The 17,771-nt window shown below is 41.1% G+C and carries 12 protein-coding genes, 1 tRNA gene and 1 pseudogene; 6 read left to right on the forward strand and 8 right to left on the reverse strand.

The window, feature by feature from the left end; all coding sequences use genetic code 11:
- Nucleotides 1-31 precede the first annotated feature (31 nt).
- The 5 genes and pseudogenes from TTE_RS07370 to TTE_RS07390 form a co-directional block, all read right to left on the reverse strand.
- Complete coding sequence (locus tag TTE_RS07370; protein ID WP_011025790.1) at nt 32-1,228, reverse strand: restriction endonuclease subunit S; 1,197 nt, start codon at nt 1,226-1,228, stop codon at nt 32-34.
- Nucleotides 1,225-3,162, reverse strand: a complete 1,938-nt coding sequence (locus TTE_RS07375; RefSeq protein ID WP_011025791.1) for a DUF2075 domain-containing protein — start codon at nt 3,160-3,162, stop codon at nt 1,225-1,227. Before TTE_RS07375 ends, TTE_RS07370 begins: the two co-directional genes overlap by 4 nt.
- Before the next feature lie 6 nt (nt 3,163-3,168).
- Nucleotides 3,169-4,692 (reverse strand): type I restriction-modification system subunit M, encoded by a 1,524-nt coding sequence (locus TTE_RS07380; RefSeq protein ID WP_011025792.1) that lies wholly within the window; start codon nt 4,690-4,692, stop codon nt 3,169-3,171.
- 2 nt (nt 4,693-4,694) lie between these two features.
- Nucleotides 4,695-7,365, reverse strand: a pseudogene (gene hsdR, locus TTE_RS14640) (EcoAI/FtnUII family type I restriction enzme subunit R).
- A 61-nt stretch (nt 7,366-7,426) separates the two neighbouring features.
- On the reverse strand, nt 7,427-9,325 hold the full coding sequence (locus tag TTE_RS07390; protein WP_011025793.1) for an alpha/beta hydrolase family protein: 1,899 nt from the start codon (nt 9,323-9,325) through the stop codon (nt 7,427-7,429).
- Between the two features lie 206 nt (nt 9,326-9,531).
- Here TTE_RS07390 and TTE_RS07395 point away from each other — a divergent pair, with 206 nt between their 5' ends.
- Nucleotides 9,532-11,160, forward strand: a complete 1,629-nt coding sequence (locus TTE_RS07395) for a peptide ABC transporter substrate-binding protein (RefSeq protein WP_011025795.1) — start codon at nt 9,532-9,534, stop codon at nt 11,158-11,160.
- 242 nt (nt 11,161-11,402) lie between these two features.
- On the opposite strand, the gene TTE_RS07400 is transcribed toward TTE_RS07395, so the two are convergent.
- On the reverse strand, nt 11,403-12,158 hold the full coding sequence (locus TTE_RS07400; protein ID WP_011025796.1) for a sulfite exporter TauE/SafE family protein: 756 nt from the start codon (nt 12,156-12,158) through the stop codon (nt 11,403-11,405).
- On the reverse strand, nt 12,158-12,778 hold the full coding sequence (locus TTE_RS07405) for a nitroreductase family protein (protein ID WP_011025797.1): 621 nt from the start codon (nt 12,776-12,778) through the stop codon (nt 12,158-12,160). Before TTE_RS07405 ends, TTE_RS07400 begins: the two co-directional genes overlap by 1 nt.
- A gap of 259 nt (nt 12,779-13,037) precedes the next feature.
- On the opposite strand from TTE_RS07405, the gene TTE_RS07410 reads away from it, so the two are divergent.
- The 4 genes from TTE_RS07410 (at nt 13,038) to TTE_RS07425 (ending at nt 16,425) form a co-directional block, all read left to right on the forward strand.
- Nucleotides 13,038-13,502, forward strand: a complete 465-nt coding sequence (locus tag TTE_RS07410; RefSeq protein ID WP_004401162.1) for an RNA polymerase sigma factor — start codon at nt 13,038-13,040, stop codon at nt 13,500-13,502.
- On the forward strand, nt 13,503-14,414 hold the full coding sequence (locus TTE_RS07415; RefSeq protein WP_011025798.1) for a sigma factor regulator N-terminal domain-containing protein: 912 nt from the start codon (nt 13,503-13,505) through the stop codon (nt 14,412-14,414).
- A gap of 237 nt (nt 14,415-14,651) precedes the next feature.
- Nucleotides 14,652-14,996, forward strand: a complete 345-nt coding sequence (locus TTE_RS07420; RefSeq protein WP_050724077.1) for an RNA polymerase sigma factor — start codon at nt 14,652-14,654, stop codon at nt 14,994-14,996.
- Between the two features lie 157 nt (nt 14,997-15,153).
- Nucleotides 15,154-16,425, forward strand: coding sequence for a serpin family protein (locus TTE_RS07425; RefSeq protein WP_011025800.1), 1,272 nt, complete (start codon nt 15,154-15,156; stop codon nt 16,423-16,425).
- A gap of 22 nt (nt 16,426-16,447) precedes the next feature.
- On the opposite strand, the gene TTE_RS07430 is transcribed toward TTE_RS07425, so the two are convergent.
- Nucleotides 16,448-17,515, reverse strand: coding sequence for a transglutaminase domain-containing protein (locus tag TTE_RS07430; protein ID WP_011025801.1), 1,068 nt, complete (start codon nt 17,513-17,515; stop codon nt 16,448-16,450).
- 147 nt (nt 17,516-17,662) lie between these two features.
- Here TTE_RS07430 and TTE_RS07435 point away from each other — a divergent pair.
- A tRNA-Trp gene (locus TTE_RS07435) sits at nt 17,663-17,738 on the forward strand.
- The last annotated feature ends 33 nt before the right edge of the window (nt 17,739-17,771 follow it).

The raw sequence follows: 17,771 nt of genomic DNA on the forward strand, positions 1-17,771 counted from the left end.
AATGGTTGGCAAGGTTGATTTAAATTATCCATCATAGATCACCTCGAAAGGCTTTATCTAAAATTGCCTGCTCCAGGCGCTTAAGTTCGGCTTCAGTTTCTGCCTGGGCTCGCTTGAGAGCTGCCACCTGCTGCTGAATCTGGTCAAGGTAAGCTACAATGCGTCGCTGCTCTTCAAGGGGTGGGAGGGGGATAAAGACATTTTGAAGGTCTTTCTTGGTAATTGCATTGAAAGTCGAACCGGCCCCCATTTTAGAAAGTTCAGGTTCGAGGTAGTGAAGGTAGTACAGAAGCCAGAAGCGTTCCAGAGAATCACGGGGTCGGAGAGCTGCTAAACCGCGCCCAATACAACAAGCCAAGTTGGCAACATTGGTAGAACCTACTGGAGCACGTACGCTTATTAAAACATCACCTGGCCGTGCCACTTTTTGAGGCGCAGAACACCATATACGAGGTGTGGGATGTAAATCTCCAAAGTCGGCTTTTCCCTGAAAGAAAGGAAGTCCATTACCTTCAAAATTGTAAGTAGAACTCGGTGGAGATTGTCCCATAATAATATCACATACCTCACCCAACCTTACCCAGCGCCAGCCGGGAGGGAGATCGGCGCCGGGGTGGGGAAAGACTTCGGCCAAAGCCGTCTGCATAAGAAGCTCTGTATCTTTCTGAGCTTCAGCTCGCAGGCGGCGCACCTCACGCACCCGCTCCATCAGAGCTTCAACCTTCGCCACGATGCGCCGCTGCTCCTCCAGGGGCGGGAGGGGAATGAGGGTATTGTAAACATCGTTGTCAGTTACCGCCGGGTAACTAGTTCCGCGCATTTTACTAGCAGTAAGCTGGTTGGTTATGAAATCGGAACGGCACAAGTGAAATAAAAACTCTGGTTCAGCAAATTCTCGATTTGCACGGATCACGCAAAAGCCTGTTGAGCAAATTTGTCCGTCCAAATCCGGAGGCACCAAAGCAATATTTTTGAGATAAGGACGCGTGGTAGCAAAAATTACGTCACCGCTTCGGATTACCTTACGTGCCCGGCTAGGTGCATGCTGCCCTAATATCTCCTTTGGCGACACTATCTTGCCTACAGTGCTGTCTATAGCAGAAATGTCCACATATACAAAGTAGGTTGAAGGGTTCTTGGTAGGATCCCGCCTTTCGGTAGGAAGACACACCTCCCCCAACCTCACCCAGCGCCAGCCGGGGGGAAGCTTGTACGGTCCCTCTGTCACAGGGATCTACCCCCTTTCGAAGACGCTATCTCGCGCAAAAACCGAGCAGTTGCCTCGTCTTCACAATAAACATAAGTGCCATGTATACCGCGGGTCAAAAAGATACGATACCTATTTATCAACAAGCGGAGTGCCAGAACACGAGCTTTTCTGTCTCCGTTCCGAGCCTGGCTAAAAAGCTGCTTGAGACTAGGGCGTCCAATGTTGTCTTCGCAGTTTTCTCCCAACTCCCACTGAGCATTCCGGAAGCAGAAGTCACGTCCCCAAACTACCCCGACGTAATCGGCTTCAAAGCCTTGACAGCCGTAGATCGAAGCACAGTGCGTCAGGTCGTTGGACTGGCCCCCGTACCAGAAGGCAGGATACTGCTCTTTCTCGTCCATCAGCCAGTAGATGTCCAATCCAGTGTCCTTGTAGTGGTTGAAGCCGCTATAAAGTGGACAACCAATGCGGCGGTTCTTTAATGACTTCTCTAGAGGTTTTTCGCGGTCTCCCGGCGATTCAGTAAAGGCGGCGACAAGAGCTACTTTGGACCGACTTTGGTTTGCCTTTTGGCGAAGAGTTTCAAGCATTTCCCGAATGTCGGTGAAAACGCGAAAGTCGTAATTTAACCCTTCCGGTAGCTTTGCTTGACTTGGGTCGGTAAGAACCGTTTCTACGAATCCGTGGTACGCAGCTCCTCCTTGAACGCGGTATATGCCGCTTAGAGTTCGTTCCCTTAGGTCAATTTCCAACTCCTCAGCAATTTTCTTAAAGTTTTCTGTCCAACCTTCCTCCTCGGCGTTTAAGATTTGTGCCTCGTCATAAAAGAACACGGTCACGTCAGCCCGCTGCATAGCAACGCGTATATTTTTCTCAGTCATCCTCTGAGCTTCGTCGTAAATGGCTAAACAAAAGTGAGGGCTTTGCGGATCACCTTCGGCTAATCCATTTTTTCCTCTACCAGTAGAGTAAAATTTCAAAACAATATCTAAACCAGGGCTACATTCTCTGAATACTTTGCGCAGTGTGTTAATAAGACGATTGTTGCGGTAGCCAAGAACAGCCACATTATTTTGACTGTGGAACTGACCGACATTTTTCAAACTCCTCAACAGCATCAAAACAGCCAGATACGATTTACCTGAACCAGGTTGTCCCTGCACGAGGTAACAAACTCGCTCGCCACTTTCTACCGCTTTTTGCACTTCATTCAGAAGCTTTACTTGTTCTTCAGAAGGTCCAAAACCGCTGACAGAAAGTGCATCTATCGCTCCTTGACGTAGGGCATCGAAGTTTTTGCGAATGGCTTCCAGCAAGCGGGGTGTCTGCATATAGTAACCCTCCAAAAACGCTTTCGCATCCTCCTCCTTCACCGGCCCCGCGAGGTGGTTCCTAAGGTATTGTCCGAACTCCTCCGCCTGTCCTTGCCAAAAGGCGTCCACCCTCCTAAACGTCAACTCTCTGGGTGGCAGGTTATAAAGCCATGTGCACCCGACAAAGGCGAACCGGTCGGCAGCTGAATGGCTGTAATTCAATTTGCCAACATAGTTGAGTACCTGCAATTCAGGATGTTGGCGTACCTCGTCATCTGCCAGGACAAGGTCGTTATCGAGATCAAGGCTGTTATTGAGATAATACACTTTCCGCCATCCTTTTAACTCCAGCACCACCGCTTGCGCCTTGCCCTCAGGTGAACAACCCAGCAGAACCACATCGATCCGCTCGTTGCTCATAGGCAAGGTATACTCTAAAACGACCAGGACTCTGTCGGGAAGCAAGGCGAAAGCTTTCTGCAGGTGAGGAAGTGCTCCGTGCCAGGCCGAAACTTGCTCAGAACTCATTTGTTCGGCTGTAAGTTCCTGGAAACCATTATACAATTCTCTCATAATTTCTTCTGGCCTTAGCCCTTGAAATTCAGCAATGCTTTTTACAAGAGCGAAGTTGCGAGCCATTCTTTCTTATTCCTCCTCTTCGTCGTTCTTCCGGCTAGAGTTGCCTTTCTCGTTTTCTAACAATTCACTTAATTCCTCCATAATGCTTAAAATCTCCCGCTCTTTTTCCAAAAGCCCGGCTACGATTTCCACCGGCGACGGCAATTCTTCTCCTCCAGAGCGGTTCGGGTTGCGGGCAGTGAGGTCGTAGCCCCGCTTTTTTACCTCTTCCACGGGCACAATCCAGGATCGTTCCGAAAGGCAGGCTTCAACGGGCCCCAAGCCCTTTCGGTAGGCATCCCAGCCACGCCAAAGTTTGCGCGCTTCCTCAAAGTGCTCATCCTGGATGGGGTTGCCTTTGCTAAACTTCTTCAGCCCTTCCGGTAAAGGCAATTCGTAATACCAGATTTCCTTTGTTGGCCCGGGACGCTCAAAAAAGATAAGGGCTGTTTTCACATCAGAATAAGGAGCAAAAGTGCCCGGAGGAAGGCTCACCACTGTGTGCAAATTGAATTGCTCCAGCAAATCCCGCTTAACTTCGGCGAAAGCACCTCCACGAAAGAGAGTTCCTTCCGGCACAACCATGCCGCAACGAGCTCCGTCACGGGGTTTGAGCTTCTTCATAATATGCTGGAGAAAAAGGAGCTCTGTTGCGTTGGACTGGATGGGGAAGTTTTGCTGGATGTGCCGTCCCTCTGTTCCCCCAAAGGGCGGATTAGTTACCACCACGTCAAAGCGCTCGGAGACGTTGCGGATATTTTCTTCCAGTGTGTTTCTACGCATCACACGTGGTACCGTCACACCGTGCAGCATCATATTTACCAGACCCAAAAACGCAGGAACGGGCTTTTTCTCCTGGCCGAAAAAAGTCCGTTCCTGTAGTATGCGGTGATCCTCTATGGTTCGTTCCTTCTGCTTCATCCAGAGGTACGCCTCGACCAGAAAGCCGCAAGTCCCGCAGGCTGGGTCGTAGACTGCCTCTCCTATTTGCGGGTCTACTAGTTCGACGACAAACCGCACCACTGGTCGCGGAGTGTAGAACTCTCCCGCAAGGCGGTTTTCGTTCCCCAGACGGCGCAGAAGCTCTTCGTACACCTGGGAAACAGTAAAAATATCGTCTTGGCTGTGAAAGTTAATTTCGTTTACGATCTGGATAACGTCTTTGAGGTTGTAGCCCGAAGCACAGACAATAACGTTACGTTCACTAAAAAGGCTTCTGATAGTTTCACGCAGCGGGTCACCGCCCAGGCTCCGGAGATAGGGGATGAGGCGGCCGTGCACGAAGGCCAAAAGTTCATCAGCAGGCCAGTCTTTTGTTGCCCAGTGGCGCCAGCGGTACTCCGAGTCAATAATAGGAGTGTAAGGGCGTCCGGCAATTTGAGCCTGAGCTTCCCACTCTTCTTCCTGAGCGTCTAAAAAGCGTAAAAAAAGTAACCATGCTAGGTGTTCAACGTATTCCATGATACCGGTGCAGTTATTGTCACGGCGCATGATGTCACATGCACGCCATATTTCATTGGCAAGAGATTCTCTAGTTTGCGGTCCGTTCATAATCAGCTAATTCCCTCCTCTGGATAAATTTTTTGCTGTATTGTAAGAAGAGTGGAGCGTAAGCTCCCATGCCCGCCAAACCAGCGGCTTATGGTAAAAGCGCCGCCCCATTCACGGAAAGGCGAAACACTAAATACTTCGGGTTGCAATTGCTCAATTCCACCAACACGGTACTTCTCTAAAAGTTCTAAGATAACCTGGCGAGCATTCTCCCCAAAGCTGTGAAGGAAGAGTTGCTCCCGGTTACGAAAGGCTGTAGCCCGTTCACTACGCGTGCGAATAGGAGCGCCAAAAGTTAGATGCGTCAAAAAATCAAACTCATCCACTTCCTGCCAGCCCATAACTTCAGCTAGTGCCTCAAGATGAATATCGTGGCGGCGTAAATCTTCCAAGAAGGCGCGACGCTTCTCCGGATTTACCCAAATACTGCGCAAGGCGCTTAAATTGGACGCCCGATTCTTTACTTGCTGGCAGAGGTAATCTCGATATTCTTCCAGGCGTAGTTGCTGGCCCGTAGCTTCGATGAAAAATATCGCCTCATCGGCAATGGTTACCTCCAGCCCTTCTACGCGTATCTTTCTGCTTCGCCTGCGCGCAGGCTTGAGTGGAATTTCTATTTTAACAGATTCCTCGGCCAGAGTTTCCACCCGTAACTCGCGCGAAGCAAATCCCGGCGCGCCGACCATTAAAGTTAAGGTTCCAGCTGGTAGACCGCTAAAGGAGAAAAAGCCTTCTTTGTCGGTCAGGATAGGCCCTTGCTGGGTGTTAGGGCCGGTGCGCACCGATACCCGCGCGCCTACCAGTCGATCTCCCGTTTCCGCGTGGAAGACCCACCCGCACAGTGCTGCAGTACACGGGCCCACAGGAAGCTGTGTCGGGGCACCAGTGGGCCGGTCCCACTGATCGAATAGACGCGTGGCACCGGTGAAATCGATGATCCGAAACCAGTACTTCTCGGTAGCCTGATCTATCCGGCTGCCACGGCCAATTATCTGTTTGAACAGCACCGGAGAAGAAACAGTCTTCATAAAGACAATGTTTTTGCAAGAAGGCACATCCACCCCGGTAGAAAGGAGCTCAGCCGTGGTGGCAACAACGGGAAACTTTTTCTCCGAGCTGGCAAAATCCTCAAGCCAGCAACGTGCCTGCTCCCCTTCTTCAGAGTATTGGAACAGCATAGTTGTCAACTCCAAATTCGGGGCCAAACTCGTCCTGTAAAAGCCTGGCCACAAGCCGGGCATGGTCCATATCCACGCAAAAAACCATGGTTTTGTCTAAGGGTCCAAAACGCCTTAGCAATCCGGCTAGGTGCTTTACCATGGCACGTGTGCGATCGGGTACGGTGATTTCGCGCTCAAATTGAGGGGTAGTATAGATTTCCCGTGGTTCTACTTCTTCGGGAATAAAGACTTCGGCTCCTTGCTCCACGGCATCTTGGAGACGCAAGCCTTCCCTGTCTATCGTGGTACGAACACGATGCACTTTGTAAGTAGCCAGGAAGCCGTCTTCGATTCCCCGGCCGAGGCTGTATTGATAAGCTGGCGGGCGCCAGGTTCCTTTCTCCGGGTGTTCTGGATCAATAGCTATTTCCGGTTCCTCGGCGCAGAAATAGGCATAGGTGTCAATGTTATCGTCCTGCTTGGGTGTGGCAGTCATACCCAGATGAATAGCATTTTGAAAGTAGTCAAGAATCTCTCTCCAGGTACCCCAGCCAGAGCGGTGGCATTCATCGATAATCACAAGATCAAAAAAGTCTGGAGGAAACTTCTCAAAAAGACGCTTCCCTTGATCGTCTTGGCTCCACAGAGTGTGGTAAATCCCAAAGTAAAGATCTCGGTTAAGGTTGGGTGGATGACCTTCAATCTTATAACGGGGATCGGCGGCACCATCCGCAAATGGAGAAAAGGCGTTGTAAGCTTGATCTCGGAGTACCACCCGGTCGGCCAGGAAGAGCACCCGTGCAGGACGATCGGAGTGTAAAGATTTCAGCCAGCCGGATTTCACTAGTTTCCAAACAATTTGAAATGCTATAAAAGTTTTCCCCGTACCTGTGGCCATAGCCAAGAGAACACGGCGCTGACCGCGCATGAAACGCAGAATTACTTCACGAATAGCAACTTCTTGAAAATAAAAAGGTTTCCGACCACACAGGTATTCCGGACAATAAGGGTACAAAAGAGGATTTCTTTTCCATCTTTCTCCTGGAACTAAATAATCAGCTTCATCTTCTGCTATTCTTTCACATTGTCGAGTTAATTCAATGTTAAGCTTCCAACGTTCCCATAATTCTTGCGGTTTAGGAAAACTGTACAATTCTCGAGTAGTATGAGTAAAAAAATCATATTCAACTATTTTTTCTCCATTAGTTGAATAAGCAAAATAAACCCCCAGATCTCTTGCATATTCTTTGGCTTGCTCCAAACCTGCCTCTGCTGACTCTTCTTTAGCTTTAGCCTCCACTACAGCAATAGGAAAACCTTCTGAAAGGCGAAGAAGATAATCTACCTTTTTAGCTTTTCCTCTGCGAATCCTATCACCAATTAAAATTATTTTACCAGGAGTATATTGATAATCGCGATTGTAATAAAACTCCCTTGTCACTTGCTGATCTGTCCAACCCGCAGCTAGAAGCTTTGGCTCAATAAGCCTTGCTCGGGTATCTGCTTCATTCATCCTCTCACCCCTACATCAATTCTATTATAACACAGAATTGAGATAACCAAGAAATAAGCTACTACTCCTGTTTATCCCACTCTTCCCTTTTCAAAATCCCCTCCACATCGAAACCTTCTTCATATCTCTTGAGTTTTCTTTCAAAAAATTCCATAAATAGTTTATACCTTTTTGCCCTGTGACGAGGAGTTCCATCAAGGCTGTGCCCGTGAGCTCCTTTTTTGAAGATAGCTATATAGGCTTCTTTGCCAAGGCTTTTGAGCACGTGATAAAACATTACGCTCTGGTCAAGGGGACATCTGTAGTCTTCTAAACTATGAATCAAAAGAAGTGGGGCTTCGACATTTTTGGCGTAAAAAATGGGGCTTAATTTCCTATAATTTTCATTTTCAAGTGGATTATCCCCAATGACTTCTCTGTCAAACCATAATCCTATGTCAGAAAAAGCGTAACTCGTAAGCCAGTAACTTATGCCATTTTCACTTATGCCAGCTTTAAAAAGCTTGCTCTGAGTCAAAGCCCAATTAGTCATAAACCCACCATAGCTTATACCCGTAATTCCAACTCTTTCTCTATCAGCGTTTGGTTCTAATTCAAAGAATTTTTCTACCCCATTTAATATGTCTTGAAAATCTTCTAGCCCTGTTCTTTCGAGCACTCTCAATGCGAAATCTTCGCTGTAGCCATTACTCCCTCTAGGATTTACAAATACCACATAATATCCTCTATTCGCCATAAGTTGAAATTCGTATTTAAAGTAATACCCGTACATCCCCTTTGGACCGCCATGAACAAAAACCAAAACCGGAGCCTTTTGCCCTTCTTCTATTTCAGGTTTAATGTACCATCCATCCAATTCTAAATCAAGACTTTTGTATTTAAAATTGTTATATGGCTTCACATCAAGCTCATCAACTACTAGCTTATTGTAATCTGTCAACTGCTCAAGCCTTTCATCCCATACATAGAGTTCCTTTGGCATAATATCAGTCTCTTTAGTGAAAACCACTTTCCCGTCTCCGCTAACGTCAAATTCTCCTACCCATGAGTTATCTTCTGAAATAGAAGCCAATTCTCTTCTCCTCAGCTTATAAAGACTTATTCTCCCTTCTTTTGCCATAGTAAAGTATACATTTCCCTTTTCATCTAACTTCCCCTGTCCGTTATTGTACACAAGATGTTCTGTCAAAGGGATAACCTTTCTCCCGTCCCACAGATAGTGAAAATCATGTTCGCTGTCTTTTTCTTTCCTGGGTTTACCGTAAAGTAGCACCACTTCTCCGTTAGAATCTACAGCAGTATACGAAACATCCTCAAACAGTTTCTCTCTTTTTCCCTTCTCGTAAACGTATATGTCAAAAAGTCCAAAAAACTGGGGAACATTGTCCACCTTTTTAGGAACATTATAGATTACTCTATCTCCATGCCAGATAGCAGTAGAAAATTTTTCTGCAGAAAACTCATCAAGAATTACTCCACCTTCCACATCTACTACCAAAAAAATTGTTTTCTCTTTGCTAAAAAATCCTTTATCATCAAACCAGACAGGAACCTCATCTTCAAATATGAGGTCTTCATCTTCCATTTTTTTAATCCCTGTTATCAAAATTCTTCTGTCATCTTTATTCCACGTTATATCCAAAATGTCCTTTAATTCCAAAATCTTCCTTTCACTCATGGAATTTAAATCGCATAAAAATATCTCGTTAACATCCTTATCCCTATGCTTTCTTACAAAAATCATTTTCCTCCCCGTAGGAGAAAAGCGCGGCATCGTGGCATTTTCAATAAAACTCCTGCTTCCCTTTTCTTCTACAACAATGGTATGTTTGTATTCATTATTCTTCAAATCTGCCTTTGTGAGGACATAAGCTATTTTTAATCCATCCCTTGAAATTCTCGGGTCTTTTAGATAGGCAAATTTCGTAAAAGTACTCTCGTCCCATTTAATTTTGCTCATTCAAATCCCCTCCTGACATATATATTTCTACATTTTCTCAGAAAATCCTCTATTTTTGTAGGTAAAATTACGCTTTAGTACTCTAATTTTGTAATTCCATAAATTTTTTAAGTAAGCAAAAAACTTCTGTTGTACAGTTATGAAAAAGAGAGTAAAATTAGTATTAAAAACAAAAGGAGGATAAAATCTTATGAAAATCAAGGTTCTTGCAAGCTTTTGTATCATTACTTTTTATCATCTCTACCGTATTAGGGGGGTGCAGCAGTCAACCAACCAAAACTGCTTCCTCTCCTGAAACGGAAAAGCAAATTCTAAGAATAAACTTAGGAGAGGAACCTCCTCGGTTAGACCCTCAAACTTCTACTGACGGAGTCTCTTTTCAAGTTTTAAATGCCGTGCTGGAAGGCCTTGTAAGGCTTGGGCCAGATGAAAAACCTCAGAAGGGTTCAGGTCTTGCAAAAGATTGGAAAATTTCTGAAGATGGGCTCACCTATACTTTTTATCTAAAAGATAATATATACTGGAGCGATGGCAATCCTATAACCGCTTACGACTTTGAATACTCATGGAAAAGAGCGTTAGACCCAAAAACTGCTTCAGATTATGCCTATATAATGTTTCCAATAAAAAATGCTGAAAAATTTAATGCTGGCGAAGTATCAGCTGATGAGGTAGGAATAAAGGCTTTGGATGAAAAAACTTTAGAAGTACAGCTTGAAGAGCCAACCCCTTATTTCTTAAGTTTGACAGCCTTCATAACATACCTTCCCTTGGAAAAATCTTTTGTAGAAAAGGTTGGCGATAAAATAGCCACAACTCCTGATACTTTGGTTTACAGCGGTCCCTTCATCATAAAAGAGTGGAACCACGAACAGAATATAATTCTTGTGAAAAATGATAAATACTGGGATAAGGACAATGTAAAATTAGATGAAATTCATATGGACATGATAAAAGACATGAACACTGTAGTCCAAAATTTTGATAATGGCCAATATGATATAATCACTGTAACCGGAGATTTTGTAGAAAGATACAAAAACAATCCCAATGCTGAATTACAAATATATCCCAATGGTTTTACTTATTTTTTAGCCTTCAATACAAAAAATCCTGTTTTCAAAAATGCCAATATAAGAAAAGCATTCGGCCTTTCAATTGACAGAAAACAGCTTACAGAAAATGTATTAAAAGACGGGTCAATTCCTGCTTATGGATTTGTGCCCTACGGAATACCGGGCAAAAATGAGGAATTTAGAAAAGAAGTGGGCAATTTGTTCACAGAAGACCCTGTAAAAGCTAAAGAACTCCTTCAAAAGGGAATGAACGAATTAGGCATAACTTCTTTGCCTAAAATAACCTTACTGGCAGATGATACAGAAGTAGCTAAAAGAGAATCCCAGGCAATACAGGAATTCTGGAAAAAGAACTTGGGTGTCAATGTTGAAATACAAAATGTGCCTTTCAAAATCAGGCTTCAAATGTACAAACAAGGAGACTTTGACGTAGTCCTCACGCGATGGGGAGCAGACTACAACGACCCAATGACCTTCATGGACCTATGGTTAAGTGAAATCAGCGGGGAACCTAACAGAGTATTTTACTCAAATCCCGAATACGACAAGTTAATACTGGAAGCCAAAAAGAGCAATGACAACAATCTGCGCATGGACAACATGAAAAAAGCAGAACAAATACTAATGGAAGATATGCCTATATCACCTCTTTTCTTCTCAGCAACAGCTTATGTACAGCAAAAATATGTGAAAGGCGTAGTAAGGCACGCTGTAGGAGTAGACAATGACTGGAAATGGACTTATATAGAAAAGCATTGAAAAAAATCCCTTTGGGCCTTTCCAAAGGGATTTTTTTATCTTGCACCTCCTCCGCCTCCTCCAAAACCTCCTCCACCGCCATGAGATGAACCCGATGAAGAAGATGGCATGACATTCTGGGAAAAACTTTTTTATCTTTTAAACTGTAGTCTTTAGCATAAGCTACTGAAAAAGGCATAAAAAATATGAATAAAACTACAGGTATTAAAAATAAGGCTCTTTTCACATCTACACCTCCAAAATTAAACTCCTCTTACCCAAAACATTACTGCTAAAATAAATCCCCATAAGACTACAAAATTTTTTACTTTTCTTCCATCAAACCTTTGTGATATCACTGCCCCTAAATAACCTCCCAAAGCAAAACCTAACATTAAAATAAATGCGTATACCCATACCACTTTACCGCTGAAAATCAAGACCAAACCTGAAGTTATATTTATAAAAAGAGATAATATATTTTTTATGCCATTCGCAGTATGGATATCGGTAATACCTGCAGTTCCTAAAGTTGCCAGCATTAAAATGCCTATACCTGCTGCAAAATATCCACCATATAAAGAAGTAAGAAACTGTAGTATAAAAACGGCTACTAATGATTTATTTTTGTTATTTCTATCATCAATCAGATTAAATTTGTTTATTCTTTCATTTAATGCTAAAACCACAGTAGCGAACATAACTAAAAAAGGCATAATAAAATCAAAGACTTTGTGAGAAGTTATCATAAGAAGATAAGCTCCTAAGATACCCCCAAGTAAAGAAGGCAATGTCAGAAACCTTAAAAGCTCTTTCGTCTGATACAGTCTTTCTTTAAATGCCCATGCACCTGTGACAGAACCAGTCCAAAGAGCAACAGTATTTGTTATATTGGCAGATAGAGGATTTATTCCAACCCATACAAGAGCAGGAAAGGTTATTAAAGTACCCCCTCCTGCTATTGCATTAGTAGCTCCTGCTAAAATAGAAGCCACTAAAATTATTACGTAATTACTCATTAGATTATCTCTCCAAATTCATCAAATTTAAATCTATAGGCTCTTGGCAGTAAATCTTTACTTGGGTCCTTGTAACCTATCGTTATTATCATGGGAACTATTTTTTCTACATCTATCCCTAAAAACTCCTTCATTTTCTCTTCATTAAAACCATCCATGGGATGGGTTTCAAGGTCATAAACTCTTGCAACTATCATTATATTCATTGCAAAAAGTGCAGTATCTCTTATGGACTTTCTTTTAGCTTGCTCCATGTCTTTCCACACTTCAAGGACCCTTTCTTTTGCTGATTCTCTCCTTTCTTTTGGCATATACCCCAGTTCTACAGAACTGTCTAAAACTCTGTCTATATGTTCAAAAGCTGCTTTTGGATTTGCTATTAAGACAATTACAGCCGATGCATCTTCCACTTTTTGTTGGTTAAAACAGATTTCTTTGAGAATTTTCTTTTTTTCTTTGTCCTTTATAACTTTTACCTCCCAAGGCTGAAGATTATTAGCTGAAGGCGCTGTAGCAGCTACCTCAAGGACTTCTTTTATAAGGTCATCGGATATTTCTTTTGTCGTGTCAAAAAATGTGATAGACCTTCTCTCTGTTATAAGTTTCTGGCATTCTTTCATACTTATACACTCTCCTTTTTTAATCCAGAATTACAAAACTAACCTAAAAATGGTATGCCAGTTTTTAAAAAATGCCGATAATAGATTTATATTCTCCATAAAAGTATGAAATCCTTCCTGCCTTTTTGAAAAAAGATTTAGAACAAACTCTTTTGAGTTATAATCGAAATAACAACGAATTTTTGCATATTGTTAATTTGTTTACTTTTTCATCCCTCAAACGTCTTTATTAATGAAAAGCTATAAGGAGGAGGAGTTAATGTGGCAGGATTTGTACAAAGCTGCATTCTATTATTTACTTAAATTGGGTGTACCACAGGCTGACGCTGAAGACATAGCCCAAGAAGCTCTGCTTTCCACATACTTGAATTTAGACGGCATTCAAGAGGGAAAATTAAAAGCTTATGTTTTGACTGCGGCGCGAAACAAATACACTGATTATCTGCGCAAAACCAAAAAAGATGTGGCAGTTTCTATTATAAATGTCTTTCCTCAAAGTACCTTTTCAGAGTTTCAACAGATTGAAAATAAAGAAGTAATAAAAAAAGCAGTTAATAGGCTTACTCTCAATGAGCAAAAGCTCTTTTACCTTAAATTCATATTAGAAATGTCAAATGAAGAAATTTCCTCTTACTTAAAAACCAATTCCAATACAGTAAAGACAATGGTATGGAGACTAAGAAAAAAATTAAAAGAATATTTAAAAGAGGAGGAGAAAAGTTAAATGGGATCAGGTTTAAATAAGCCAATAGGCGATATACCTTTTGACGAAAAAGCTTTTTTGCGCAAAGCTCGTTTTAAAAGCATACTTCGCATAATAATAATTTCTTTAATTATCGCCATAGGTGTTTTTGTATTAACCATCATAATTTCTGAAATGATGCTGCAGAATCAAGAAAACCGCATAAATAGCTTTTATCCGGATATTGTTAAATTTACAGAACCTAATACCTTCGCAATTTCAGGAGAAAGTTATAATGTCAGGCTATTCGGGCGGCAAAAAGAATATTATCTTTTAAGGTTAATAGGAAATAAGCCTTATCCTGCCGGAATAGTCACAGTTGATTTTGATATCTGGGGAGGAGAGCAATTTAAAGGAGACAAATCTTTAGCCATACCAGAAGGTACAAAAGAGTACCTTGCTCCTTATGCCGTGCCAAAATTAAAATTTTACAATCCCGCAGTAAAATACGATAAAGTTATAAGAGAGTTTGATGTACTAAAAAATATACCTAACGATAATCTCGTTGAAATGGCTTTATCTTTTGACAGGCCTTTAACCCTCAGCGAAATTAAAACTATTATACCTGAGGATTTAAAGCTAATGTGGGGTGCTGTTTTGGTTTTTGAAGAAAACGACTATAAAGAAAAAAACTATCTTGCAGAAAGATTGGTGGGAAACCCCTATATTGACAGCCGTGATGGCGAAAAAGAATTTTTAAAACAGCTGGAACAACTCAGTAATTTGCAAAGTTATTCTTCGACAAATCTAAAAAGAACAGTAAGTTTTTTAAAGGAAAAGGGCATAAAATACTACGGAGTTGTAGTGGTGGGACATCCTGAATCCTTACAAAAGTTGTCCTCTAATTCAATTATAAGGGGAGCAGTTTTAGGTATAGTTACAACTCCTTATTAACTCAATCGAGTACATCCTTTTCCTTAAACCATCGCATACCTGCGAAAGTTAATATAACAAAAATCAAAAGTCCTGCTACAAAGGGAAAAAGGCGATTGTTCTATTATATCACCGCCTGTTTTCCCTTTTCTAGTGACTCAATTATATAATGGCTTTTCTTGTACTATAAGGGAACTTTTTATCAATTTTCCCCTCTTATATAGTAGAGGGAGCTCCCAAAGAAGAGGTGACAACACATTGGATATACCAGATGTTATTAAAAAAGTACAAAAAGGCGATTTTGAAGCTTTTGAATATCTCATAAAATTTGAGGGCCCAAAAGCATTGAAAACCGCATATCTTATCACAGGCGAAAAACATATAGCGGAAGAATGTGTGCAAGAAGCGTTCCTTCAGTGTTACCAGAAAATTTACCAGCTTAAAAACCCTCAAGTATTTGAAAGCTGGTTTTATAGGATTTTAACTAGGATATGCTGGGGTACTATCTCAAAAAACAAAAACAATGTTTCATTGGAAGCTTTGAAAGAAGCAGGACAAGACTTTTACTCAGAAAAGGACAATACAGAAGAAATTGAGGGATAAAAATGGCAGAACCAATAAAAATAAAGACTTTCCCTGCCTTCCTGCCTGGAAAACATTCTTAGTCTTTCCGGGCAGGTTATTTTTATTCTCCTATGGAACATTTACTTGTCAAATTCGTCTAACTTAGTAGAAAAAAAGATAAAGGGGTGAGATCTGCATGATGATTCCAGAACTTAAAAAGCTTTTTACAGCAATACTCAGCATAACAATATTTATTGGAGCTTTAATTAACATAACAGCGTGTTCCTTTTCCACCTCAAAAGTTCAAGCTGCAAATTTGATGGACAGAATAAAAGCAAATCCAGTAAGTGAAAAAAACATAGATGAAAAGTTTATCTATAACACAGCCGACTTTTCAATTGAACTTTTCAAAAATTCAATTGATGACAAGGAAAATTCCCTAATCTCTCCCCTTTCAGCGATGCTGGCATTAGCTATGACAGCAAACGGAGCAGATAATGAAACTCTTGCACAAATGGAAAAAGCACTGGGAAAAGACATTTCCATTGAAGATTTAAACAAATACCTGTACACGTATATGAAAAAGCTTCCCAATGAAGAAAAATCAAAATTAACTATCGCCAATTCAATATGGTTCAAAGAAAATGATTTTATGCCCTCTAAAGATTTTCTTCAGATAATTGCAGATTACTATAAAGCCGATATTTTTAAAGCTGCTTTTGACAGCAGTACAGTAAGTGACATAAACAACTGGGTAAAATCGAAAACAAATGGAATGATTGACAAAATATTGAACAAAATTGACCCAGAAGATGTCATGTATCTGATTAATGCTGTAGCTTTTGATGCAGAATGGGAGACAGTGTACGAAAAAGCTAGTGTACATGAAGATATATTCACTGATGTGTATGGGAACAGACAAAAAGTTGAATTTATGAACTCAGAAGAAAACCTGTACATTGAAGAAGAGAATGCAGTCGGCTTTGTTAAACCTTATGCTAAGAACCATTACAGTTTTGTGGCTATTCTCCCTGATGAAAATATTTCTGTAAACGAATATATAAAAACATTGACAGGCCAAAAATTCATAGATTTAATAAAAAATGCTAAAATAACTCTTGTGCGTGCTTCTCTTCCAAAATTTAAATACGAATATACAATTAAAATGAATGAAACTCTAGAATCCCTTGGTATGACTGACGCTTTCTTGCCAGACAAGGCTGATTTTAGTAAGCTTGGAAAGTCAGACATTGGCAATTTGTATATTTCAGAAGTACTGCATAAAACTTTTATATCAGTAGATGAACTAGGCACAAAAGCTGGTGCTGTAACATCGGTTGATATAACAGCTGCTGGCATTCCAGTAAACTTTAAGACAGTAAAGTTAAACAGACCTTTCATATTTGCAATAATTGACAACAGCACAAATCTTCCAATATTTATTGGAACAGTTTTAAGCTTAAAATAAAGGGTCAGCATTGTCTGACTCTTTATTTGTAATCAAAATATTTTTCAGAAAAGTCTTCTTTATTCCATTTATGGTCTTTTTCTATTTGCTTTTCTGTTAGGTTAAAGTAGGTATACATCACTTTATCTCCTCTGTCAGGAACCGGGTCATCCCATGTGACATCAATATATCTCACTTTACCATCAATTCTTACCATATTCCAAGCATGGGGAACTTCTTTCCCATTGCGTATTCCAGTTCCAGAAACCCCAATACTATCTAATCCCGCCAACTGCCCAAGCAAATTAAAAGCCGCTGTATAGCCTTGGCACACTCCTGCTCCTTTTATCAATACTCCATAGGCGGTAAAAGACTCAAATGGAATTGTCCCACTTATATAGTTTTTGTAGTCATATTTTGTATGTTTGACAATATAGTCGTGTATCGCTTTCGCTTTTTGTAAATCTGTCATTTTGAGACTTGTAATCTTTGAAATTATTTCTCTAGCTTTTGCCTCTGTCTCTGCTTTCATCTCTTTCACTTTGTCTAGGGGATAGAAATAATTGAAAGTAATCGTAATTTTATAAGAACTACTTTTATAAGTTGAAGCTGAAATACTCCATTTATCAGCATATGCAAGTTCAGGATGATGTGATAAAATCAACTTGGCAATTTCAGATGTCTTGCCCAGTACATCATCTATAGAACAATTTGAACCACAAAAGGAAGGACTTACAACAAAACTCACATCGCTTGCCGTATTTTCTAAGCTATTTTTAATGAGAACGTACATATCTTTTTCACTAGTAACCTCCGGCAAAGGGTTAACGTACTCTCCGCCAAGAGAATCCTTTAAAGAAGGCTTTTCATCAACCTCTTTTTTAACTCTAAAGTCAATTATAAGACGCCCATTATCCCATACTATCCTATCTTTAAAATTTGATTCTAAATAAGACAAAAAATTTGCAACAAGTTTTGAATCACTCATTCTTTGCTCTATTAAAGAGACTTTTTCTTCAAAAGCAGCAATCAAAGGGCTTGTACTCGAGTTAAAAAATATGACAAAAACTATTACTGCAGTTAATATAAGCCAAAAAATATTTTCCCTCAAATTGTATACCCCCTGTTATGCGGGCTTAAATCTAATTTTACCCTCTATTCAATTATACCACACAAACAAAACTCATAAATAAATTTATAAAAAAGGGCGCAAATTATTGACTAAGGCTTGTTTTATATGCTATAATAAAAATCGCGCAGGGGAGTAGCTCAACTGGTAGAGCAACGGTCTCCAAAACCGTGGGCTGCGGGTTCAAGTCCTGTCTCCCCTGCCATTATTGTAAATTCAATATTTGCAGGCGATGACC

It is taken from the genome of Caldanaerobacter subterraneus subsp. tengcongensis MB4, assembly GCF_000007085.1.
Lineage (GTDB): Bacteria > Bacillota > Thermoanaerobacteria > Thermoanaerobacterales > Thermoanaerobacteraceae > Thermoanaerobacter > Thermoanaerobacter subterraneus.

Excerpts from the sequence above, each read along its gene's own strand:
- TTE_RS07375 (WP_011025791.1), bottom strand. The coding sequence starts at position 3,162 with ATGGCTCGCAACTTCGCTCTTGTAAAAAGCATTGCTGAATTTCAAGGG.
- TTE_RS07380 (WP_011025792.1), bottom strand. The coding sequence starts at position 4,692 with ATGAACGGACCGCAAACTAGAGAATCTCTTGCCAATGAAATATGGCGT.
- TTE_RS07390 (WP_011025793.1), bottom strand. The coding sequence starts at position 9,325 with ATGAGCAAAATTAAATGGGACGAGAGTACTTTTACGAAATTTGCCTAT.
- TTE_RS07400 (WP_011025796.1), bottom strand. The coding sequence starts at position 12,158 with ATGAGTAATTACGTAATAATTTTAGTGGCTTCTATTTTAGCAGGAGCT.
- TTE_RS07405 (WP_011025797.1), bottom strand. The coding sequence starts at position 12,778 with ATGAAAGAATGCCAGAAACTTATAACAGAGAGAAGGTCTATCACATTT.
- TTE_RS07410 (WP_004401162.1), top strand. The coding sequence starts at position 13,038 with ATGTGGCAGGATTTGTACAAAGCTGCATTCTATTATTTACTTAAATTG.
- TTE_RS07415 (WP_011025798.1), top strand. The coding sequence starts at position 13,503 with ATGGGATCAGGTTTAAATAAGCCAATAGGCGATATACCTTTTGACGAA.
- TTE_RS07425 (WP_011025800.1), top strand. The coding sequence starts at position 15,154 with ATGATGATTCCAGAACTTAAAAAGCTTTTTACAGCAATACTCAGCATA.